Source organism: Arthrobacter sp. MDT2-3, assembly GCF_059090465.1.
In genome coordinates this window covers 445,311-467,648 of the sequence record NZ_JBNHFS010000002.1, presented here as the reverse complement: position 1 = coordinate 467,648, position 22,338 = coordinate 445,311, and the positions used below count along the sequence as shown (strand labels likewise).

The window sequence follows — 22,338 nt, the reverse complement described above, 5'->3', positions numbered from 1 at the left end:
TTTTCCGCGACGCCCCATCACCTCCCGCACCGTTTCTCACGACGCCCCATCACCTCCCGCAGACTCTGCCGGCTTACTTCACCCAGCACCGACAAAACCGGCCGCGTAGGGATGATCCGTCAGTGCCGTACGAAGGTGCCGCTTTATCGACATTATGGCTCGATCGAAACCGTCTGCGGCGTCGTCCTTTGTGACTACCAGAACTGTCCAACCGGCCGATTCGAAGGCCTTGTCCCGCCGTCGGTCGCTAAATTGCTGGGCATCAAGAAGGTGATGCCCGCCGTCGTACTGGATTGCGATACGCCGGTGCCGGTAACCAAGGTCGGCAGTAGGGGAGGCTGCGTCGTCCGGCCGAAGCACAATCTGGAGGTCCGGTTCCGGTAAGTTCCCGTCTGCCATGGCTAGCCGAAGCATGGTTTCAGGTGCGGAATCAGCCCCAACCCGCATCAGTTCAAGTGCCTGCCGCGCACGAACAATGCCCTGAAGGTTGGGGTGTCGCCCAACCAGGGTGCGGAGCCCGTCCAAGGTGTCGAAGGGCTCCGATCTGCCCTCAAACTCCGGTCGAGGGATACGAATGAGCTGATCTCCAAGGCAGACCAACTCAACCAGCGATAGCCGTCGGGCCAAGTCGAGCCACGATCGCGAACGCGTGCTGATCCGGATGCCCTCCACCGACTCAGTCTCGTCTTCCCTCACTATGACGTTATGTGCGGTTACGCCTCTCCGGCGCACTTGCGGCAACTGCTTGGGCTTGCTGAGATGTAGTTCCGTTGAGTCCGATAGCCAGGGCGGCAACAGCAGACAATGCAGACGCGCGGCAGTGACGTGGGAAATCCAGGCACCTGGTGATGCCTGGGAGAGCGCACGTGCCGCTGCTTCCAGCTCAAAGCTCCAATCCGAGGGGCGGTACAACCCCCTGCTCACATGGACCACGTCACGACCGCGAAGCCTGCTGGCCGGTACGCCCAAGGCCAGTGCCGAGGTGAAGGTGAAAGGGGCACTGGCCAATGGCTGGGGCAGGTCAAGGGGCTTGGGCATATTGGCATTGTGACCCAAAAGACCATGCCCCTGCAGAAGTTTTCCACAGTCAGTCTGCGCCGTGCGGGAGGTGATGGGGCGTTTGGGAAATGGCCGCGGGAGGTGATGGGGCGTTGTGGAATTAGGTGCGGGAGGTGGTGGGGCGTTTGATTAGGCCAGACCCACTGGGTTGCCGCCGTCATCCACGTCCATGCGCATCGCGGCCGGGGCGGCGGGCAGTCCGGGCATGGTCATAACCGCTCCGGTGAGCGCCACGATAAAGCCCGCCCCGGTCTTGGGCAGGAGGTCGCGCACGTGGATAACGAACCCCTTCGGCGCCCCGAGACGGGAGGCGTCGTCAGTGAACGAGTACTGCGTCTTGGCCATGCATACAGGGAGCCCGCCCCAGCCGTTCCGCTCGATGTCGGCCAGCCGTTTCAGGGCCGGTACGGAAAAATCCACCCCGTCCGCACCATAAATTTCCTGCGCGATGGTCCGGATCTTGTCCTCTACGGGAAGCTCCAGCGGGTAGAGGTGCCGGAAGTCGTTCGGTCCGGCCAGTGCCTTCGCCACCAGGGTGGCAAGTTCGTCCCCGCCGTCGCCACCGCCGCCGCGCCCCCACACATCGGCGACCGCGGCCGGTACTCCCTCCGCAGAGCACCACGCCAGCAGCCAATCGAGTTCCTCGGCAGAGTCGGAGCCAAACCTGTTGATGGCCACCACCGGTGGCACCCCGAACTTCTCCACGTTCCGGATGTGCCGGCGCAGGTTGGGCACCCCCGCCTCCAAGGCGGCCACATTAGGGGTTGTGAGCTGGTCCTTGGCCACCCCGCCCTGCATTTTCAGAGCCCGCACCGTTGCCACGACCACAACGGCGGAGGGCGCCAGGCTGCCGATGCGTGCCTTGATGTCCATGAATTTCTCGGCCCCCAGATCGGCGCCGAAGCCTGCCTCGGTGACCACAATGTCCGCCAGCCGCCGGGCCGTCTGGGTGGCAATCAGTGAATTGCAGCCGTGCGCGATGTTGGCGAAGGGACCGCCGTGGACCAGGGCAGGGGTGCCGGCGATGGTCTGCACCAGGTTCGGCTTGATGGCTTCCTTCAGCAGCAGCGTCAGCGCGCCCTGAACGCCGAGGTGGGCCACGGTCACCGGCGAACGGTCAAAGGTGTAGCCGAACGTGATCCGGCCCAGGCGCCCGCGAAGGTCCGCCAGATCCGTAGCCAAACAGAAAACTGCCATGATCTCGGACGCCACGGTAATGTCGAACCCGTCCTGGCGGGGGACTCCCTGCGTAGGCCCGCCCAGTCCGATGACCACCTCGCGCAGTGCCCGGTCGTTCACGTCCAGAACCCGTTTGAAGGTCAGGCGCCGGGGGTCGATGTTGAGTTCGTTGCCCTGGTAGATGTGGTTGTCCACCAGTGCCATCAGGGCGTTGTTCGCCGATGTCACGGCGTGGAAATCCCCGGTGAAGTGCAGGTTGATCTCGTCCATCGGCAGCACCTGCGAGTACCCGCCGCCAGTGGCCCCGCCCTTCATGCCCAGGACCGGCCCAAGGGAGGGCTCCCGAAGGGCGATCATCACCCGGTGCCCCGCCCGTGCCAGGGAATCGGCAAGCCCCACCGTCGTGGTGGACTTTCCCTCACCAGCCGGGGTGGGGGACATGGCTGAGACCAGCACCACCTTGCCTTGGGGTGGCGGCGCGTCCAGCCGCGCGGGGTCGATTTTCGCCTTGTACCGCCCGTACAGTTCCACCGCCTCCGTGTTGATTCCCGCGGCCGCCGCGATCTCCTCGATGGGCAGGATCCGTGCCGCACGGGCGATCTCGAGGTCACTCGGGGTAGCAGACATCTTTGTCCTTTGCTGGAGCGGATAGGGCAGCTGGAGCGGATGGGGTGTCAGGGGGCGGGAACCGTCGTCAGGGGTTGCTTTGCATGGTGGTCGACGGCGGCGTGGTAGCTCTCGAGCGTGATGGCAGCCGTGCGCTGCCATCCCGAGTTCTGGGCGCGGATGGCGGCTGCCCGCCCCATGTCTTCGCGGGTAGTGGGGTCGTCGTACAGCGCCTCCAGTGCATCCGCCCAGTCCGAGGCGTGGTGGCCGTCCACCAAGAGTCCTGTCCTGCCGTCGAAAATGGCCCGCGACAGGCCACCGACCCGCGTTGCCACCACAGGGGTGCCGCAGGCCTGGGCTTCAAGCGCCACCAGCCCGAAGGACTCGCTGTAGGAGGGCATCACCACCACATCGGCCGCACGAAACCAGGCCGCCAGCTCAGGTGCCTTGACCGGCGGAAGCTGCGTGACGACGTCGTCCATCTCCGCCTCCGCAACCAGCCGCCGGAGGTTGAATTCCTTGTTCCCGCTCAACGAACCGAGGATGGTGAGCCGCAGGTTGATGTCGGGACGCCGGTGCCGAAGCAGGGCTGCGGCCTTCACCAGGATCTGTGGTCCCTTCAGCCGCTGGATCCGGCCCGCGAAAACCAGGTGGAAAGTCTCGGGAGCGATGCCCCGCTCAGTCCGCGACCTGGCCCGGAAGGCAGGAGTGAAAGTACTGAGGTCGACTCCGGGCGGGGCAATATCTATCCGGTCGTACGACGCCCCGTAGTGCGACACCAGCTCGGCCGCCTCCGCGCTGGTGTTGGCAATCAGCCGGGCTGCGCCGTCCACGATGCGGTGCTCACCCAGCTCGCGCCGCCGCGGTTCAGGCTGTTCGCCGGATTCAAGCAGCAGGTTCTTGACCTTGGCCATGGTGTGCATGGTGTGCACCAACGGCACGCCCCAAAGCCCGGAAAGCTCCAGACCCGCGATCCCGGAGACCCAATAGTGCGAATGGATGACGTCGTAGCGGCCGTGCGGCTGGCGCTGCCGGATCTGCTCGATCTCTTCCACCATGCTGTGGAGAAGGCCGGGAAGCTCCTCCTTGGGGATCTTCCTGGTGGGGCCGGCAAGGACGTTGTGGACGCATACGCCGGGATCGGGGTGCTCGACGGCGGGCTGGCCGGCGGAGGTGGCACGCGTGAAGATCTCCACTTCCACGCCGGCCTCCGCCAGGGCGGAGGCCAGTTCCCGGATATACACGTTCATGCCGCCGGCATCACCGGAACCCGGCTGCTCCATGGGGGAGGTGTGGAGTGACAGTAAAGCCACCCTGCGGACCGGTGCCACGGGACCTCCTTCCGGCTCCCGGCGCAGGTTGACGCGCCGGGTGAGTGCTGGCATTCGATAAAACACTACTCCTGTGTCAACGCGTACCGCCCCGCCACATCCTCCCCAGGGCTGGAAACGCCTGCTCGTAGCCGGCGAGCAGCTCAGCACCGAGTTCTTCCGACCCCACCAGGGGATGCTGCGCGAAGGCCTGCAGCGCGGCGTCGCGGTCGCCCTCCGTGGCAGCCCGCACGGCCAGCCGCTCCACGTTTTTCACTTGGCGGAGCAGCTGGAGTTGTTCCGGCGGGGGGGCCTGCTGGGCAAGCGGCAGCGCGCCGTCGGCTGTTACCGTGCAGGGAAGCTCGACGACGGCGTCGGCCGGCAGCCCGGGAATGGCAGCTTTGGGGGCGGCCGGCTGAGCGGGGGCCGGCTCGGCGCTGTCCGCAGGCAAAGTGTTGGATGTGTTCAGGATCAGCTGCGCATCCCCGGAACCCGATACAGCCCGCATGGCCGCCAGCGCCACCCGCTCATAGCCGCCGCCGGCGAGGTCGTCCTCGTTGCGGCGCTCACCCTTCCCGCGGGCCTCGGCCAGGTAGCCCTCCTCGCGGGACCTGCGCGCAGCCTCCCACAGGGTGAAAGCCTCACCGCTGGCCGCGGCGAGCCTCGGGTACAGTTCCTGCTGCTGGCTGTGGATGGATTCCCCCCGGGTTTCAGGCATGGCACGCAGCGCTTCCCGGGCAGCGTCCTGCTGGTAGTAGTAATACAGGTACTCGTTGGGAAGGGCGCCGAGGCGGGCAAGAAAGGGCTGGGGAAACAGCCGGCCCTCTTCGAAGGACTGAAGGGCAGCGGGATCGGACAGCAATGCAGGAAGGACGTCCCGTCCGCCGGACTCCAGCCGGTACAGCCACCCCAGGTGGTTCAGCCCGTAGTAGCCCACGCCGTCGAGCGTTCCTTCCGGCAGCGTGACGCCGGCGGCGCGCGCCGCGCGGTGCACCAGGCCGCCCGCGGAGTCGCAGATCCCGATGACGCGCCTGCCGAGCACCGGCAGGAGTGCCTCGGTGACCATGCCAGCCGGATTGGTGAAGTTGATCAGCCACGCGTCGGGGCAGTGTTCCTTCATGAGGCGCGCCAGCTCCAGCATGTGCGGGATGGTCCGGAGGGCGTAGGAGATGCCGCCGGCCCCCGTTGTCTCCTGGCCCAGCAGGCCCAGGTCCTGCGCCACTTTTTCGTCAGCCACGCGTCCGGCGGTGCCGCCGGGGCGGATGGCGGCAAACACCATCTCCGTTCCCGCCAGGGCCTCCGGGAGGTTGGTGGTGGGATGGACCGGCAGGCGGGGGCCCTGCCCTGACGGCATGCTGCGCAGGACCGCTGCCATGGCGGCAAGGCGGGAAAGGTCGACGTCGAACAGCACCAGGTCGGTGGCCACACCGGTGAAGGCCCCCGAGGCCAGCGCCCGGTAGATCAACGGAACCCGGAAACCCCCACCACCGACGATCAGAAGCCGCATAATCAGCAGTCTAGGCGTGGGTGTCCGCAGCACCTACGGCCGCCCCTACCGTATGTCTGTGGCAGGGCGTAGTGTGCGGCACATGGAGGCGATTCCCGCACGCCCGTTTGACCCCCTGGCTGCCGTCCGCGCGCCGTCGGACCTCGGATTCGACGTGCTGCTGGCCGGAACGGTGTTCCAGGACATCATTTTCACCGGTCTGCCGCACGGGCCGGAACCGGGTACAGAAATCTGGAGCGACGGCATGGGCAGCTGCCCGGGCGGGGTGGCAAACCAGGCAATCGCCGCGGCACGGCTTGGCCTGCGCACCGGCCTGGCGGCGGCCTTCGGCGATGACGGCTACGGGGATTTCAACTGGAAGATCCTGTCCGGCCAGGAGCACGTGGACCTCAGCCTGTCGCGGAAGATTCCGGGCTGGCATTCGCCGGTGACGGTCTCCCTGTGCGTGGACAAGGACCGGTCCCTGGTGACCCACGGCCATGCTCCACCGGTGACGGCGTCGGAGCTCATCGGGGACCCGCCTCCCGCGCTCGCCGGCATCGCTGAAGTGGGCCTGGAAGTGGAGCCCTGGGCCATGGCGGCGCACAAGGCGGGCGTGAAGCTGTTCGGGGACGTTGGCTGGGATCCCAGCGGCGTCTGGGCGCCGGTCCGGCTGGACAACCTGCAGTACTTCCACGCGTTCCTGCCCAACCAGCGCGAGGCCATGGCATTCACGGGCAAGGACGATCCCTGGACTGCTCTCTACGCGCTGGCAGACCGGGTGCCGGTTGCGGTGGTGACCCTCGGGCCACAGGGCGCCATGGCGGTCGACTCGGAAACGGGCGAGGAGGAGTGGGTGCCCTCACTGCCCGTCAAGGCTTTCGATCCAACGGGCGCAGGCGACTGCTTCGACGCCGCATTCATCGTGGGGAGCCTGGCCGGCTGGCCGCTGGGGAACAGGCTGCGTTTCGCCAACCTCTGTGCCTCGCTCGCGGTGCAGGAAGTGGGAGGTTCCCTTGCCGCCCCGGGCTGGGGGGACATCGCCGACTGGTGGAAACGTGCCAACGCCAGGCCCGAAAGACAGACCAGCCAGTGGCTGCGGCGCTTCTCGTTCCTGGCGGACATCGTCCAGGACGTTCCGCTGGCCGCCCAGCGCCGGGCAGCGGCCACCATCGCACACCTCTCTGACGCGTGATTATTCGGCCCGAAGCGCCAGCACTAGAATCACTAAGGTGACTTACCCCGCTACAACCGGTGATTTCGACGCTGCCCCCGTGCAGGACCCCCGCCACGAACGGTCCGCCGTGATTGACCTTGATGCCATCCGGCACAACGTCCGCCGGCTGGCGGCAGCAGCTTCCCCGGCAAAAGTCATGGCCGTTGTTAAGGCCGACGCCTACGGCCACGGCGCGGTTCCGGTGGCGAGGGCTGCCCTTGAAGCAGGCGCATCGTGGCTGGGGGTTGCCCACATCTCCGAGGCCCTGGCCCTGCGTGCCGCCGGGATTGATGCTCCAGTGCTCGCCTGGCTGCACACCACGGAAAGCAACTTTGGCGCGGCGGTGGCTGCCGGCGTCGACATTGGCTGCTCCGGCTGGGAGCTTGAGCGCATTGTTGCTGCTGCCCGGGAGCAGGAACGCCCCGCCCGCGTCCATCTGAAGGTGGACACCGGGCTGGGACGCAACGGTGCCACGCTTGATACCTGGGACAACCTGGTGGGCGAAGCCATGGAATACCAGGACCAGGGCCTGCTGCGCGTGGTGGGCATCTTCTCGCACCTTGCCGTCGCTGACGAACCGGAGCGGCCCGAGACCGACCAGCAGCTCGCGGCGTTCCGCGAAGTGCTCGCCGTTGCCGAGGACGCCGGCGTGGACCCGGAGGTCCGGCACCTCGCGAATACGCCGGCCACCCTGTCCCGGCCCGACACCCACTTCGACCTTGTCCGCGTGGGCCTGGGGATTTACGGACTGTCGCCCTTTGAAGGGCAGACGTCGGCCGAGCTGGGACTCCGCCCGGCCATGACGCTGCGGACCCTCGTTTCCCAGTGCAAGGAAGTGCCGGACGGGCAAGGCGTCTCCTACGGTCTCCGCTACCACACCAGCGGCCCCAGCACCCTGGGCCTGATCCCGGTGGGCTACGCCGACGGAGTGCCCCGCGTCGCTACGGGCGGTCCCGTCCGGGTGGCCGGTAAAACCTACCCAGTGGTGGGGAGGATCGCCATGGACCAGATGGTCATCGACCTCGGCGACACCGGCCCTGCCGGCGCCGGCCTGCTGGGTGCCGAAGCCGAGCTGTTCGGCGACGGCACCGACGGCGGGCCCACTGCCGACGACTGGGCACGCGCTGCCGGAACCATCAATTACGAGATCGTCACCAGGATCAGCCCACGCGTGCCCCGCCGCTTTATCAACGAACAGGCTCCGGCCGCCGTCGTTCACAGGGCAGAGGGTGCCGCATGAACGCGCCCTCCGCGGAGTTAGGGGACACCGGCAGGGTTCGTCCCAACTGGGAAAAGGCGTTAACCGCGACGACGGCGGACCAGACCCATGCGCTTGCCGCACGCCTTGCGTCGGTCCTGGAAGCCGGGGACCTGCTGGTGCTCTCCGGCGAGCTGGGTGCCGGGAAAACCACCTTCACCCAAGGTTTGGGAGAGGGGCTGGGCGTCCGCGCCGGGATCATTTCCCCCACGTTCGTCCTGGTCCGCATCCACCCCAACCTGCCCGACGGACCGCGTCCCGGCGGGCCGGACCTGGTGCACGTTGATGCGTACCGCCTGGGGTCGGCAGCAGAGATAGACGACATCGACCTCGAGAACACCCTGGACTCGTCCGTGACGGTGGTGGAGTGGGGCCATGACCGGGTGGAGCACCTGAGCGAGAGCCGGCTGGAGATCGATCTGCACCGTGCCATGGGGTTGGGCACTGGCGGCCTTGGCGCCACAGCCAATGCTCCCGGCGCCACCGACGGCGGCATGCTGGATTTCGAGGACGAGGACACGGACGAGCCGCGGACCATTGTGATGCGCGGTTACGGTCCCCGCTGGCCGGCTGTTCCCGAACCCGTCGCAACCTTTGAAGGGAAAGCCTGATGCTCATCCTCGCCATCGACACCTCTGCCGTGGCAAGCGCGGCACTGGTTTCAGACGACGCCCTCGAAGGCGTGGTGGCCAGCTTCTCCACCGAGGACACCCGCAGCCACGCCGAGGTGCTCGCCCCGGGGATCGAACAGCTCCTGGCCGATGCCGGCGTCAGCGGCAGCGATATTGATGCCCTGGTGGTAGGCGTGGGCCCTGGCCCGTTCACCGGGCTGCGGTCGGGAATTGCCACCGCACGCACCCTGTCCTTCGTCTGGGGCAAGCCCCTCCACGGGCTGATGAGCCTGGACGCCGTTGCTTTGGAAGTCGCCGAATCCACCGCCGCCGCCCCCGAATTCCTGGTGGTAACGGACGCGCGGCGCAAAGAGGTCTACTGGGCGCGCTACCGCCTTCCCGAAGGCCGGCTTCCCGTGCTGGAGGACGGTCCGCATGTTGGCTTCGCCGCGGACCTTCCGGACCTGCCCGCCTACGGCGCCGGCGCCGGGCTTTACGCAGACACCCTGAAGGCGGACCCGGAGTTCGCAGCGGAACAGCCGGACGCCCTGTACCTGGGCCAGTTCGCGCTGGCCCGGCTCGCGGCCGGTGACGAGCTCCTCGACTCCACCCCCTTGTATCTCCGCGAATCCGATGCACAGGTCCCCGGACCCAGGAAGAGGGCACTGTGAGCACCGCCCCGGACATCAGCAGCCATGGCGTCTCCGTACGTGGAATGACCGCCGAGGACGTGATCGCCGTCAGCGTCCTGGAACAACGGCTTTTCCCGGTGGATGCGTGGCCCCTGCAGATGTTCTATGACGAGCTGTCCCAGCCGGAGACCCGCCAATATCTGGTGGCGGAGAGCAGCACCGGCATCGTGGGCTACGCCGGGTTGATGTGCATTGAACCCATCGCCGACGTGCAGACCATCGCCGTCGTGCCTGAATACGAGGGCCGCGGCATTGGCACTACGCTGCTGACCCGGCTCATTGAGGAGGCGCGCCGCAGGCACGCGGCGGATCTCCTGCTGGAGGTCCGTGCCGATAATCCGCGTGCCCAGCAGCTCTACCGGCGCTTCGGCTTTGAACAAATCCATGTCCGGCCCCGCTACTACCGCGACGGCGTGGACGCCCTTATCATGCGGCTCCAGCTCAACGGTGAAGCCGGCGAAGGAACGGGAGACGCCACGTCAACGGAAGCAGGCCAGCCATGAACCGCTCGCAGCCACTGGTGCTGGGCATCGAATCGTCCTGTGACGAGACCGGGGTTGGCATAGTCCGGGGGACCGCCCTGCTGACCAACACGGTGTCCTCGTCGATGGATGAACATGTCCGGTTCGGCGGGGTCATCCCGGAGATCGCTTCACGCGCGCACCTTGACGCCTTTGTGCCCACCCTCGAGCAGGCGCTGTCCGATGCCGGCGTGGCCCTGGACGACGTGGACGCGATCGCGGTCACCTCCGGCCCCGGCCTGGCCGGCGCCCTCATGGTGGGGGTCTGCGCCGCGAAGGCTCTGGCCGTGGCCACCGGCAAACCGTTGTATGCCATCAACCACCTCGTCGCGCACGTGGGCGTGGGGCTGCTGGACGGGAAGGAAGGGCAGGCGCCGCAGTTGCCCGAAAACCTCGGCGCCCTGCTGGTGTCCGGCGGGCACACCGAGATCCTGAAAATCAACAGCATCACCGACGACGTAGTCCTCCTCGGTTCCACCATCGACGACGCCGCCGGCGAAGCCTACGACAAGGTGGCCCGAATCCTCGGGCTGGGTTACCCCGGCGGACCGGCCATCGACAAGGTGGCCCGCACCGGCAACGCCAAGTCCATCCGCTTCCCCCGCGGCCTCAGCCAGCCCAAGTACATGGGCACGTCCGAGGAACCGGGCCCGCACCGTTACGACTGGTCCTTCAGCGGGCTCAAGACCGCCGTGGCCCGGTGCGTTGAACAGTTCGAGGCACGCGGGCAGGAGGTTCCGGTGGCCGATATCGCGGCCGCGTTCCAGGAAGCCGTGGTGGACATCATCTCCTCCAAGGCCGTGCTGGCCTGCCGGGAGCACGGCATCAAGGACGTGCTGCTCGGCGGCGGGGTGGCGGCAAACTCACGCCTGCGAGAGCTGACGGGCCAGCGCTGCGCCTCCGCCGGAATCAGGCTCCACGTTCCGCCCCTGGACCTCTGCACCGACAACGGCGCCATGGTCGCGGCGCTGGGAGCGCAATTGGTGATGGCGGGGATTGGGCCGAGCGGAATCCGCTTCGCCCCGGATTCCTCCCTGCCGGTCACAGCGGTGTCGCTCCCCGCCTGAACTTCACTTGACCTATCAGTTTTGGTTCTTAAAACACGCGTTTGGGGACCAAAACTGATAGGTCAACGCAATGGAGATCAGGCGGTGGGACCGTTCCGCATCTGCTTGACCAGGTCCAGGACCACGGCCTGGAGGTCGCCGCCGTGCTCCTCGGCTACCCGGCGCTGGCGCTGGTAGCCGGCACCCCGGCGGATGATCTTTTCGACGTCGGCCAGCTCGTCCGGGCAGCCCAGCTTGGCGGCGACGGGCTCCAGCCGGTTGAGGGTCTCCAGCAGGTGGTCGGTGACCAGCTGCTCCTTGCCTGCGGCGTCCAGGATGATGATGGCGTCCATGCCGTACCGTGCGGCCCGCCACTTGTTCTCCTGCACGTGCCACGGCGGCATGGTGGGGATGGTTCCGCCGTTGTCCAAGGTGGTGGAGAACTCGTCCACCAGGCACTGGGTGAGGGCAGCGATGGCACCGACTTCCTCCAGCGTGGCCAGGCCGTCACAGATGCGCATCTCGATGGTGCCAAGGTTCGGCACGGGCCGGATGTCCCACCGGATTTCCGAGAGGGTGTCGATCACGCCGGTGGTGAACATGTCCTGCACATAGGACTCGTATTCCTCCCAGGAGCTGAACTGGAAGGGGAGGCCGGCCGTGGGCAGCTGCTGGAACATCAGGGCCCGCTGAGATGCGTAGCCGGTGTCCTCGCCACCCCAGAAAGGGCTCGATGCCGAGAGCGCCTGGAAGTGCGGGAAGTAGTTGACCAGCCCGTCCAGCACGGGAAGCGCCTTCTCGCGGCGGTCCAGCCCCACGTGGACATGCACGCCGTAGATGACCATCTGGCGGCCCCACCACTGGGTGCGGTCAATAAGTTTTGCGTAGCGGGCCTTGTCCGTCACCGGCTGCAGCTGCGGCGGGCTGAACGGGTGGCTTCCGGCGCAGAACAGCTCCACACCCATCGGATCGGTGATTTCCCGGACGGCAGCGAGGGACCGGGTGAGGTCCTCTTTCGCCTCCGCGGCAGTCTCGCAGATGCCGGTGACCAGCTCCACGGTATTCAGCAGCAGTTCCTGCTTGATGTGCGGGTGCTCGTCATCTTCATTGAGTTCCGGGTGGCGGGAGGCCACGCCGCGCAGTACCTCGTTGGCAACGGAGGCGAGCTCGCCGGTCCGGCCGTCCACCAGCGCGAGCTCCCATTCAACACCGAGGGTTGATTGCCTCGAAGAAGCGAAGTCAATCTTCACACGTATCCTCACTGTCCGGTTTACTGCTGGCGCACGCCGCTCACAGGCTGCTGCTGGCAGGCGGACGGGTGTTTCAAGTCTAGTGCAGGGGTAGCATCGTATTGATGGCCCCGTTCCAACACCTGCGTGACAGTTTTCACAAATCCTTCCCCGTCCTGGCCGCAGCATCCGCGGCGGTAGCCTTGGCATCCTGTACCGCCGCCCCGGCGCCTGTCCGGTCGCAGTCACCCTCCACGTCCGCCGCACCTTCCGTATCACCAAGTACGACGCCGGCACCCGCCACCGCCTCCCCCTCACCTTCCGTAACTGCCGATCCCGGGTCCCGGCCGCTGGGGTGGGGCCCCCAGCAGCGGGACCAGGACGCCGCAGCCGCTGCCGTCGCGGCAATGTCGCCGGAACAGAAGGCCGGGCAGGTCCTCCTTCCGTTCTTCACCGGGACTGATGCAGGCGCCCATGCCGCCGTCATCGAACGCCTGCACCTCGCCGGGGCCATCATCATGGGCGACAACGTGCCGCTGGACCCGCAGGGCAAAGTGGACCTGCCGGCCATGGCCGCCATCAACAAGCGGCTCGCACAGGCGGCAACGGCGGACGGCAGGCCCTGGCCCGGGATGATCGGCGTGGACCAGGAGGGCGGGATAGTGGCGCGCCTGAATGCGCCGCTGACGGAGTGGCCGTCGCCGATGAGCTACGGCGCCGCAGGCAGCGTACCCCTTGCCAAGGAGGCCGGCCAGGGGTTGGCCGCAGAGTTGGTGCCGCTTGGTTTCAACACCGATTTTGCCCCGGACACTGATGTGACCATCGGGCCGGCGGACCCCACCATCGGTGCCCGGTCCATGTCCGGAAACCCCGATGCGGCGTCCAGCCTTGGAGTGGCATTCACACAGGGAATGCTGGCGGCAGGCGTCCTTCCCGCCGTCAAGCACTTCCCCGGGCACGGGTCCGTGACCACTGATTCGCACCTGAACCTTCCCACGCAGCCGGCCACCGTGGCGGAACTGGCCGCCCGGGACTGGAAACCGTTCCAGGCCGCCATCGCCGCTGGAGCGCCGATGGTGATGACCGGCCACATCGCCGTGCCCGCCCTGGCACCCGGAGTGCCGGCGTCGCTCTCCCAACCCACGTACTCCGCGTTGCGGGGACTCGGCTTCAAGGGGGTGGCGGTGACAGACGCCCTGAACATGGGAGCCGTGCACAAGCAGTACCCGGCCGGGTCCGCCGCCGTGATGGCCCTTGCCGCGGGTGCCGACCTGCTGCTGATGCCGGCCGACGTTGGGCAGGCCCATGCCGCGATTGTTAATGCTGTCACCACCGGCAGCCTGCCACCCGCCCGCCTGGACGAAGCGGCACTGCGGGTGGCGACCATGATGACTTGGCAAGCGCGGGCAGCAGCGGGCACCGGCGCCCCAACAGGCGCCCCGGCCGGCAGCGGGGCCGCGCTCGCCGCCAAGGTATCCGCCGCCGCCGTCACCGTGCTCTCCGGGCACTGCGGTGGACCCCTTGCATCCGGTGCCGTCCGGGTCACAGGCGGCAGCCCGGCGGACCGGGCACGTTTCGCAGATGCTGCAGCGCGAAACGGGCTCGCCGTCGGCTCCGGACCCTTGGTCAGCCTCATCCCGTTCGGGGGACGGCCGGCAGGCGGCGACATCGCCGTTGCCCTCGACGCACCCTGGCCGCTGCAGCACTCCGCGGCGCCGGTGAAGATCGCGCTCTATGGCCGCAGCCAGGGCGCCTTCGACGCCCTCGCCGCCGTCCTTGCCGGGACGGCGCCGGCACCCGGGAAGCTGCCCGCCGCCGTCGGAAGCTATCCCGCGGGAACCGGCTGCCCCTGATCCCGAACAGGTAGCGTCAACTGTCGTTTCGGCGGCTCACAATGACAGTTGGCGCTACCCAGTTGGGGGAGTGTGGGTTTAATGGTCAGGTGCCCATTCTGAATAAAGACATGACCCTCTGCATCTCACTTTCCGCCCGTCCCAGCAACAACGGGACCCGCTTCCACAACCACCTGTACGAACAGTTGGAGCTCAACTGGATCTACAAGGCGTTTGCCCCCACCAACCTGGAGCAGGCAATCGCCGGAGTCCGGGGGCTGGGCATCCGCGGGTGCGCCATTTCCATGCCGTACAAGGAGGACGTGATTGCCCTCGTGGATGAGATGGACCCTTCCGCCAAGGCCATCGATTCCGTCAACACGATCGTGAACACCGAGGGCCATCTGAAGGCGTACAACACCGACTACACGGCGATCGAACAGCTGTTGGCCTCCAACTCCGTGCCCACTAGCTACTCGGTCTTGGTCCAGGGTGCGGGGGGCATGGCCAAGGCCACCGTCGCTGCGCTCCGTGACGCCGGGTTCGCTAATGTCACGGTCCTTGCCCGCAACGAGACCACGGGGCGGGCGCTTGCAGAGCAGTACGGCTTCCAGTGGCGTCCGGCGCTCGACGGCGGGACGGCGGACCTGATCATCAACGTGACGCCTATTGGTATGGCAGGGGGTATGGCGGGGGGACCTGACGTGGACAGCCTGGCCTTCCCGCAGGAAACCATTGACGCCGCGCAGGTTGTTTTCGACGTGGTTGCCCTGCCCGCCGAAACCCCGCTGATCAAGGCGGCGCGGGCCGCCGGGAAGCCGGTAATCACCGGAGCAGAGGTGGCCACTATCCAGGCACTGGAGCAGTTTGTGCTCTACACCGGCGTTCGGCCCACCGCAGAGCAGGTCCGTGCGGCGGAGGAGTTCATGCGCGCCCAGTAGCGCTCTTAGGCCGGCTCCACCACGATGGCCACCCGGTCCTCCCCGACGCGGGTCAGGACCAGGGTGGCTGTTTTGTTGCCGCCCTTCCTGCTGCCTGCGTTTTTGCCGCCGGGTAGCAGCTGCTTGCGGAGTTCCTCCGGGGTCACGGCGGTGCCGCGCTTCTTGATGTCCAGCACTCCGATGCCCTCCGCCTTCACCCAGGCCTTGAGCACCTTGACGTTGTACGGCATGACGTCCAGCACTTTGTAGGCCCGCGCGAAGGGGGTGTCCACCAGCTGCGGTGCGCAGACGTAGGCGATGTGTTCATCCACCAGGTGCCCGCCCAGCTGCAGCGCGACGTCGGCCACCAGCCCCGCGCGGATCACCGCACCGTCCGGCTCGTACAGGTAGCCTTCCACCGGTCCCACCTGGGCTGCGGGTCCTGCGCCGAAATCCTCGCCGCTGGTCAGCTCGGCCGCACCTTCGCTACCCAGGACCAGCGCTGCCCTGCGGACTCCGGACCGCCGGACGGCGTTGAACCACAGGGCCACTTCGGTGACATCCCCGGACACTGAAACCCACTGGGCCTCGCAGTCTGCCGGCACGGAATCATGCGGCATCCCCGGCCCCATTTTGACGCCGACCGCGCGGCCGGATGCCGCCAGGGACTGAACAAAGGACAGCGGCGGCGAAAAGGCTTCCGGGTCCCAGATGCGCTTGGTTCCGGAGGTGGAGGTGACCCGCCGCGCAGGATCCAGCCAGACGCCGTCGATCCCGTCCAGCGGAACGGCGGTGGCATCTGCATGGACAACGGTGGCGTTGGGGAAGGGGATGAGGTTCACCGTGGCGCAGGCGGCGGTGGTCTCGTCCATTTCCACCGCGGTCACGGTGATGTCCATCGAAGCCAGCGCCAGCGAGTCGGCGGCAAGGCCGCAGCCCAGGTCCGCCACGTGCTTGATGCCCGCCTCCGCGAACCGCTGGGCGTGCCGGGCGGCCACGTTGAGCCTGGTTGCCTGCTCCAGGCCGGCCTGGGTGAACAGCATGCTCCGGGAAAACTCACCGAACTTGGCTTCGGCCCTGGTCCGGAGCCTGGACTGGGTCAGGACGGCGGAGACCATTGCGGGGGAGTGCCCGGCCTTGCGCAGGGCCGAGTTGAGTTCGAACGACGTGTCCTCCTGGTAGGGCCCCAAAGACGCCAAAAGGTCCCATCCCTCGGGGGTCAGGAGCGGCGCGATCTGGTCATGGGGAGCTTGAGACATGCATTCCAGCCTAGTGGAGGAGGGTCCGGCGGGATGCGGATAGTGTTGAAAGCATGGAAGAGAGCGCAGGCCCCCAGCAGTCCGGAGAACCAGCCAGGGACAGGGGCCCCGCCAGATTCGCCCGTCCGGCACTGATTGCCGGATCCCTGGTGACGGTGGTGTGCATCGGGCTCCTGGTGGTGATCTTTTTCCTCGATACGTTCAATGCCACTGTCTACTCTGTGGGTGGTGACGACATCGCCGGTGACACCCAGGAAGCGCGGGACATCCGGGGGCTTTACGACGGCGCCCGTGCCGGCAGCATCGCCGTCCTGGTTGCTGCCCTGCTGACGGCTGCAGGGGCGGCGGTGGTGCTTTACCGGGGGCGGAACTCGTCGGCCGGTGAGGGTGAGGGCGGGGATGACGTCGACTTCGACGACCTGGGACGCTGAGGCGCCTTTCCGCCTGCGCTGGTGAGCAGCACCCCGGAGATGACCAGGACGCCGCCGAGCACCTGCGCCACAGTGACGGGCTGGCCCAGGGCCACCGTGATGATGGCGGTGAACACCGCGATGAGGTTCAAATAGTTGCCGGCGTTGGCCGCGGTGGTCCGCTTGAGGGCAAGGTTCCACAGCAGGTAGGAGCCCAGCGAGGGAAACAGTGCAATGAACGCTAGGGACCAGCCCTCAGAAGGGGTGCCCGGCAGGCCGGCGCCGGCCACGAGGGCGAGCGGGCTCAGGACCACGGCCGCCATCGCCACCTGCACCGCTGTGGAGGTGATGGCGGGGATGCTCAGCCTGCGGGCGATGATCGTATACAGGCCCCAGACGGTGATGGCCCCAAGGATCAGCAGCTCGCCCTTGTTGATGGAAAACGTCAGCAGGCGCTGCAGTTCGCCGCCGGTGAGCACCAGCAGGACGCCCAGCAGGCCCAGGCCGATCCCCATCCAGCTCAGCGGGCGCGGCCTGTCCCGGAGGAGGACCACGGCCAGCACCATGATCAGTGCCGGGTTCGCGGCGGTCACCAGGGAGGCGTTCAGGGCAGACGTGTGCTGCAGGGCGCTGTACAGCAACAGGGTGTAGCCGCTCATGCCCAGGGAACTCAGGAGCAGCAGGACCGGCCAGCGGCGCAGGACAGCGCGCCAGTCGGGCCGCTCCACGGCGTGGGCCAGCACCAGCAGCGGCACTGCGGCCAGTACCCATCGCCAGAACGTCAGCTGGAGTGGCTCCATGGTCTTCATGGCAGCCTGGCCGACGACAAAATTGCCGGCCCAGAAAAGGTTGGCAAGGATCAGGTATACGGCAGCTCGCACCGCTCAAATCTACATGTGGAGGGTTCGCGGATGACGAAACGCTGGCACTCGCCTTGACCGAGTGCTAACCCTTACATAGAGTCTTCATTAGCACTCTCCCTAGGAGGGTGCTAACACATGAAGAGCTGCCAGCCAGGCTGCTGCCGGCACCGCGACGACGGTATGCCAGCCAGGGCGGAAAGCTTTCCAGTCCACGAATTTGCTGACGAAAAGGAGAGGTCCGAGTGTCGGTCTCTATTAAGCCTCTTGAGGATCGTATTGTTGTCCGCCCGCTCGAAGCCGAGCAGACCACGGCTTCCGGCCTGGTTATCCCGGACTCCGCGCAGGAGAAGCCCCAGGAAGGCGAAGTTGTTGCAGTAGGCCCCGGCCGCTTTGACGACAACGGCAACCGCGTCCCGCTCGACGTTGCCGAGGGCGACGTTGTTATCTACTCCAAGTACGGCGGAACCGAAGTCAAGCACAGCGGCACCGAGTACCTCGTACTGTCCGCCCGCGACGTCCTGGCGATCGTCGTAAAGTAACTCCCCGGATCCCCGTGCCGCTGGTCATGCGTTCTGCTGGTCAGCTGCGCGGGGTTCTGTCTTGAAAGGACAAAACCATGGCAAAGCAGCTTGCGTTTAACGACGCTGCCCGCCGGTCTCTTGAAGCCGGCATTGATAAGCTCGCCAACACCGTCAAGGTGACGCTCGGCCCGCGCGGCCGCAACGTCGTCCTGGACAAGAAGTGGGGCGCTCCCACCATCACGAACGACGGCGTCACCATCGCCCGCGAAGTTGAGCTGGACGACCCGTACGAGAACCTTGGCGCCCAGCTGGCTAAGGAAGTCGCCACCAAGACCAACGATGTTGCCGGCGACGGCACCACCACGGCAACGGTTCTGGCCCAGGCCCTGGTCAAGGAAGGCCTGCGCAACGTAGCGGCAGGTGCCGCTCCCGGCCAGATCAAGCGCGGCATCGAGGTTTCCGTTGAAGCCGTTGCCGCCCGCCTGCTGGAGAACGCCCGCCCCGTTGAAGGCACCCAAGTAGCCAGCGTTGCAGCCATCTCCGCCCAGAGCGAAGAAATCGGTGAGCTCCTCGCCGAGGCATTTGGCAAGGTTGGCAAGGATGGTGTGATCACCATCGAAGAGTCCTCCACCACGCAGACCGAACTGGTCCTCACTGAGGGCATGCAGTTCGACAAGGGCTACCTGTCCCCGTACTTCGTCACCGACGCAGAGCGCCAGGAAGCCGTCCTCGAGGACGCCCTCATCCTGATCAACCAGGGCAAGATCTCCTCAGTGCAGGAGTTCCTGCCGCTGCTGGAAAAGGCGCTGCAGAGCTCCAAGCCGCTGTTCATCATCGCTGAGGACGTCGACGGCGAGGCCCTGTCCACGCTGATCGTCAACCGCATCCGCGGCACCCTGAACGTTGTTGCCGTCAAGGCTCCGGGCTTCGGCGACCGCCGTAAGGCCATGCTGCAGGACATCGCCACCCTCACCGGTGCGCAGGTTGTCTCCCCGGAACTGGGCCTGAGCCTGGACACGGTTGGCCTTGAGGTGCTGGGTACTGCCCGCCGCATCACGGTCACCAAGGACAACACCACCATTGTTGACGGCGCCGGTTCCGCAGAAGACGTGGCAGCACGCGTTGCCCAGCTCCGTGCCGAGCTCACCCGCACCGACTCCGACTGGGACCGCGAAAAGCTCCAGGAGCGCCTGGCCAAGCTGGCCGGCGGCATCGGCGTCATCAAGGTCGGCGCAGCCACCGAGGTTGAGCTGAAGGAAAAGAAGCACCGCATCGAGGACGCTGTTTCCTCCACACGCGCTGCCCTCGAAGAAGGCATCGTCGCCGGTGGTGGCTCCGCCCTGATCCACGCCCTCAAGGCATTGGATGAGGACCCGGCTGTCAAGGCTCTCGAAGGCGACGCCGCCGCTGCAGTGGGCATTGTCCGCCGCGCGCTGGTCCAGCCGCTGCGCTGGATTGCCCAGAACGCCGGCTTTGACGGCTACGTCATCACCGCCAAGGTTGCCGAGCTCGAGACCAACAACGGCTTCAACGCCAAGACGGGCGAGTACGAGGACCTGATCGGCGCCGGCGTCATCGACCCCGTCAAGGTCACCCGTGCGGCCCTCCGCAACGCAGCCTCCATCGCAGCACTGGTTCTCACCACCGAGACCCTTGTTGTGGAGAAGCCTGCCGAGGAAGACGAGCACGCAGGCCACAGCCACTAGTCCCCACAGGGACGTGGGCCCAGCCCTATAGTCACAAAAAACCGGTCCGGCATCGCTGGGCCGGTTTTTTGGTGCCGTCAGACGCTCCATCACGTCCCGCAGCAAATCGGGCAACCCTCCATCACCTTTGGGTGAACCCAAGGCGCCGAAAGCATATGCCTGCGGGAGCACCGCCGTCGGACTTCATCAGTTAGTGATGGAGCGATGAGCCAAAAGCCGCAGGAGCTGATGGGGCGTTGGATGGAAAACGGCAGGAGCTGATGGGGCGTTGGATGGAAAACGGCCGGAGCTGATGGGGCGTTGGATGGAAAACGGCCGGCGCCAAGTATCACCGGCGCCGTGGACAAGACCAGTTCGTCCACCCGCCCGCCCGGGCCTTTCCCATCACATGTCCGCCATGTCCTGCGTCTTAACCTCACCGGCGCGCTCGTACACCAGCGACACCGCCCCTTTCGGGAAGCTGCGGGCCGGCTCCGCGAGGCGGAACGAGGCGGGGATGGTCCCGGCGTCGAACAGGCGCTTGCCCTGCCCGAGCGTGACGGGGTAAAGCCAGAGGTGGAGGCGGTCCAAAACGTCTGCAGCGAGCAGTGAACGGATGAGGACGCCGCTGCCGAACATGTGCACCTGGTTGTACTCCTCACGGAGCCGGCCCGCGGCGGTGGCGTCCGGCAGGACTGTCGTGCCCGCCCAGGCCGGAGCGGTCAGGGTGCTGGAAACAACGAACTTCGGCACCCGGTTGAGCGTGCCGCCGATGTCGCCGGACTGGTGCGGCCAGTAGCTGGCGAAGATGTCGTAGGTCTTCCGGCCGAGAAGCAGGGCATCGATGAGGCTGATCTCGGCCTCGATGGCAGCCTCAGCCTCGTCGTCGGATACCGGCATCTGCCAGCCGCCCAGGTCGAAGCCGCCCGCGGTGTCCTCTTCGCGGCCGCCCGGTCCCTGGTAAACGCCGTCAAGGGTCAGGAACAGGTTCGCGACGATTATTCCCATGCGTCCAGTCTGGAACTGCCCTCCGGCAGTGTCCAGCATCGCCCGGCATCCCTACCCGGCATCGGCCGGCGTGGCACACTGGTGCCATGCTGCTCGATGAGCTTGTGAGAACTACGGATGCCGTGGCGTCCACGCGCTCCCGGCTCGCCAAGGTCGATGCACTCGCAGATCTGCTGCGCAGGCTCGAGCCCGCTGACATCGCCACGGCGGTCGGCCTGCTGACCGCCAGGCCGCGGCAGGGACGGGTAGGGGTCGGTTGGCGCGGCATGTCAGCGGCCATGGGGGAGCCGGCCGCTGAACCGAGCCTGACCGTCGCCGACCTCGACGCTGCGCTGGACCGGCTGCTCGTCACCTCAGGCGCTGGATCTGCCGCCGAGCGCGCCGCGACCCTCCGGACGCTGACGGCGGCCGCCACCGAGCGCGAGCAGGCCTTCATCGCCGGCGTGCTGCTCGGCGAACTGCGTACCGGTGCACTCGAGGGCGTCCTCACCGATGCCATCGCCCGCGCCGCCGACCGGCCCGTCGACGCCGTACGCCGCGCGGCCATGCTCTCCGGTGATCTCGGCGAAACCGCACTGCTGGCTATGACGGGCACGGCGGCCCAACTCGCCGCCGTCGGCCTGGTAGTCGGCCGCCCCGTGCAACCCATGCTCGCCTCAACCGCGGCCAGCGCCGGTGCCGCGCTGGAAGTCACGGGGGAGGCATCGGTGGAATACAAGCTCGACGGCGCGCGCATCCAGGTGCATCGCCTCGGCGACGATGTGCGGATCTTTACGCGTACCTTGGCCGAGGTAACCCACCGGCTGCCCGAGGTGGTCGAGGTGGTGCGCCGCCTGCCCGTGCGGGATGTGATCCTCGACGGCGAGACCCTGGCCCTCAACGAGGACGGCGGCCCGCGGCCGTTCCAGGAGACCATGTCACGGTTCGGGGCGGACGCCGCGCGCGACACCTTGCTGCATCCGTGGTTCTTTGACGTGCTGCACGTCGACGGGCGGGACCTGCTCGACGAGCCGCTGATGACCCGCATCGAAGTGCTCGAGCGCATCGCTCCCGGGTATCGGATTCCCGGGGAGATCACGGCGGATGCGGCCGTAGCTGAGAAAGTGGCCCGGGATGCGCTGGCCGCAGGCCATGAGGGCATCGTTGTGAAGGCGGTTGGATCGGCCTACGCGGCGGGCCGTCGGGGTTCCAACTGGGTCAAGGTGAAGCCGGTGCTCACGTACGACCTGGTGGTGCTCGCGTGCGAATGGGGGTCAGGACGGCGCACCGGGTTGCTGTCGAACCTGCACCTGGGAGCCCTCGACCCCACCGGCGAGTTCGGCGAACCCGGCGGTTACGTCATGGTGGGCAAGACCTTCAAGGGCCTCACCGACGCCCTGCTGCAATGGCAAACCGGGCGCTTCCAGGAGCTCGAGGTGCGGCGAACGGCGGGCACCTTCTGGGTGGAACCCGTCACCGTGGTGGAGATCGCGATCGACGGCGTGCAGTCTTCTTCGCGCTATCCCGGCGGAATAGCCCTGCGGTTCGCACGCGTCAAGCGCTACCGCGACGACAAGACGGCTGCCGAAGCCGACACCATCCAGACACTGCGGGCGCTGCTGCGTTCCTAGCTGGAAAAGGAGCCCCC

At 67.0% G+C, this 22,338-nt stretch carries 20 protein-coding genes; 12 read left to right on the top strand and 8 right to left on the bottom strand.

The window, feature by feature from the left end:
- Positions 1–78: 78 nt before the first annotated feature.
- From AC5RUQ_RS07750 to AC5RUQ_RS07735, 4 genes are all read right to left on the bottom strand, one after another.
- The gene (locus AC5RUQ_RS07750; RefSeq protein ID WP_493946754.1) at positions 79–399 is read right to left on the bottom strand and encodes an endonuclease domain-containing protein; all 321 of its coding nucleotides are present in this window, start codon (positions 397–399) and stop codon (positions 79–81) included.
- A gap of 789 nt (positions 400–1,188) precedes the next feature.
- Positions 1,189–2,865, bottom strand: coding sequence for a formate--tetrahydrofolate ligase (locus tag AC5RUQ_RS07745; RefSeq protein WP_493946753.1), 1,677 nt, complete (start codon positions 2,863–2,865; stop codon positions 1,189–1,191).
- A 47-nt stretch (positions 2,866–2,912) separates the two neighbouring features.
- Complete coding sequence (gene mshA, locus AC5RUQ_RS07740; RefSeq protein ID WP_493947188.1) at positions 2,913–4,175, bottom strand: D-inositol-3-phosphate glycosyltransferase; 1,263 nt, start codon at positions 4,173–4,175, stop codon at positions 2,913–2,915.
- 76 nt (positions 4,176–4,251) lie between these two features.
- A complete protein-coding gene (locus AC5RUQ_RS07735) occupies positions 4,252–5,661 on the bottom strand; it encodes a family 4 glycosyl hydrolase (protein ID WP_493946752.1) in 1,410 nt (469 codons plus the stop codon).
- Positions 5,662–5,743: 82 nt separating this feature from the next.
- Between AC5RUQ_RS07735 and AC5RUQ_RS07730 the strand changes: the two genes are divergently transcribed.
- The 6 genes from AC5RUQ_RS07730 to tsaD are packed head-to-tail and all read left to right on the top strand — an operon-like array spanning position 5,744 to position 11,005.
- Complete coding sequence (locus AC5RUQ_RS07730; protein WP_493946751.1) at positions 5,744–6,835, top strand: carbohydrate kinase family protein; 1,092 nt, start codon at positions 5,744–5,746, stop codon at positions 6,833–6,835.
- A 37-nt stretch (positions 6,836–6,872) separates the two neighbouring features.
- Positions 6,873–8,096, top strand: coding sequence for an alanine racemase (gene alr, locus AC5RUQ_RS07725; RefSeq protein ID WP_493946750.1), 1,224 nt, complete (start codon positions 6,873–6,875; stop codon positions 8,094–8,096).
- Positions 8,093–8,725: a tRNA (adenosine(37)-N6)-threonylcarbamoyltransferase complex ATPase subunit type 1 TsaE gene (gene tsaE / locus AC5RUQ_RS07720; RefSeq protein ID WP_493946749.1), complete on the top strand. Its 633-nt coding sequence runs from the start codon at positions 8,093–8,095 to the stop codon at positions 8,723–8,725. Before alr ends, tsaE begins: the two co-directional genes overlap by 4 nt.
- Positions 8,725–9,396 (top strand): tRNA (adenosine(37)-N6)-threonylcarbamoyltransferase complex dimerization subunit type 1 TsaB, encoded by a 672-nt coding sequence (gene tsaB / locus AC5RUQ_RS07715; RefSeq protein WP_493946748.1) that lies wholly within the window; start codon positions 8,725–8,727, stop codon positions 9,394–9,396. The genes tsaE and tsaB overlap by 1 nt, the downstream gene beginning before the upstream one ends.
- Positions 9,397–9,440: 44 nt before the next feature.
- Positions 9,441–9,920 (top strand): ribosomal protein S18-alanine N-acetyltransferase, encoded by a 480-nt coding sequence (gene rimI, locus AC5RUQ_RS07710; RefSeq protein ID WP_493947187.1) that lies wholly within the window; start codon positions 9,441–9,443, stop codon positions 9,918–9,920.
- Positions 9,917–11,005, top strand: a complete 1,089-nt coding sequence (gene tsaD / locus AC5RUQ_RS07705) for a tRNA (adenosine(37)-N6)-threonylcarbamoyltransferase complex transferase subunit TsaD (protein ID WP_493946747.1) — start codon at positions 9,917–9,919, stop codon at positions 11,003–11,005. The genes rimI and tsaD overlap by 4 nt, the downstream gene beginning before the upstream one ends.
- A gap of 77 nt (positions 11,006–11,082) precedes the next feature.
- Here tsaD and AC5RUQ_RS07700 read toward each other — a convergent pair whose 3' ends face one another.
- Positions 11,083–12,234: a glutamate--cysteine ligase gene (locus tag AC5RUQ_RS07700; protein WP_163162019.1), complete on the bottom strand. Its 1,152-nt coding sequence runs from the start codon at positions 12,232–12,234 to the stop codon at positions 11,083–11,085.
- Between the two features lie 386 nt (positions 12,235–12,620).
- Between AC5RUQ_RS07700 and AC5RUQ_RS07695 the strand changes: the two genes are divergently transcribed.
- On the top strand, positions 12,621–14,066 hold the full coding sequence (locus AC5RUQ_RS07695) for a glycoside hydrolase family 3 N-terminal domain-containing protein (RefSeq protein WP_493947186.1): 1,446 nt from the start codon (positions 12,621–12,623) through the stop codon (positions 14,064–14,066).
- 89 nt (positions 14,067–14,155) lie between these two features.
- Complete coding sequence (locus AC5RUQ_RS07690) at positions 14,156–14,986, top strand: shikimate 5-dehydrogenase (RefSeq protein ID WP_493946746.1); 831 nt, start codon at positions 14,156–14,158, stop codon at positions 14,984–14,986.
- A 5-nt stretch (positions 14,987–14,991) separates the two neighbouring features.
- Here AC5RUQ_RS07690 and AC5RUQ_RS07685 read toward each other — a convergent pair whose 3' ends face one another.
- A complete protein-coding gene (locus tag AC5RUQ_RS07685; RefSeq protein WP_493946745.1) occupies positions 14,992–16,224 on the bottom strand; it encodes a THUMP-like domain-containing protein in 1,233 nt (410 codons plus the stop codon).
- A 53-nt stretch (positions 16,225–16,277) separates the two neighbouring features.
- Here AC5RUQ_RS07685 and AC5RUQ_RS07680 point away from each other — a divergent pair, with 53 nt between their 5' ends.
- On the top strand, positions 16,278–16,655 hold the full coding sequence (locus AC5RUQ_RS07680; protein ID WP_493946744.1) for a hypothetical protein: 378 nt from the start codon (positions 16,278–16,280) through the stop codon (positions 16,653–16,655).
- On the opposite strand, the gene AC5RUQ_RS07675 is transcribed toward AC5RUQ_RS07680, so the two are convergent.
- Positions 16,580–17,515 (bottom strand): DMT family transporter, encoded by a 936-nt coding sequence (locus tag AC5RUQ_RS07675; RefSeq protein ID WP_493946743.1) that lies wholly within the window; start codon positions 17,513–17,515, stop codon positions 16,580–16,582. The genes AC5RUQ_RS07680 and AC5RUQ_RS07675 overlap by 76 nt on opposite strands.
- Positions 17,516–17,739: 224 nt before the next feature.
- On the opposite strand from AC5RUQ_RS07675, the gene groES reads away from it, so the two are divergent.
- Together groES and groL are read left to right on the top strand one after the other, a co-directional pair.
- Positions 17,740–18,036 (top strand): co-chaperone GroES, encoded by a 297-nt coding sequence (groES, locus tag AC5RUQ_RS07670; RefSeq protein WP_050054380.1) that lies wholly within the window; start codon positions 17,740–17,742, stop codon positions 18,034–18,036.
- A gap of 77 nt (positions 18,037–18,113) precedes the next feature.
- Positions 18,114–19,724, top strand: coding sequence for a chaperonin GroEL (gene groL / locus AC5RUQ_RS07665; protein WP_256248322.1), 1,611 nt, complete (start codon positions 18,114–18,116; stop codon positions 19,722–19,724).
- A gap of 384 nt (positions 19,725–20,108) precedes the next feature.
- Here groL and AC5RUQ_RS07660 read toward each other — a convergent pair whose 3' ends face one another.
- A complete protein-coding gene (locus AC5RUQ_RS07660; protein WP_493946742.1) occupies positions 20,109–20,711 on the bottom strand; it encodes a dihydrofolate reductase family protein in 603 nt (200 codons plus the stop codon).
- Between the two features lie 86 nt (positions 20,712–20,797).
- Here AC5RUQ_RS07660 and AC5RUQ_RS07655 point away from each other — a divergent pair, with 86 nt between their 5' ends.
- Positions 20,798–22,321, top strand: a complete 1,524-nt coding sequence (locus AC5RUQ_RS07655) for an ATP-dependent DNA ligase (RefSeq protein ID WP_493946741.1) — start codon at positions 20,798–20,800, stop codon at positions 22,319–22,321.
- Positions 22,322–22,338 lie beyond the last annotated feature (17 nt).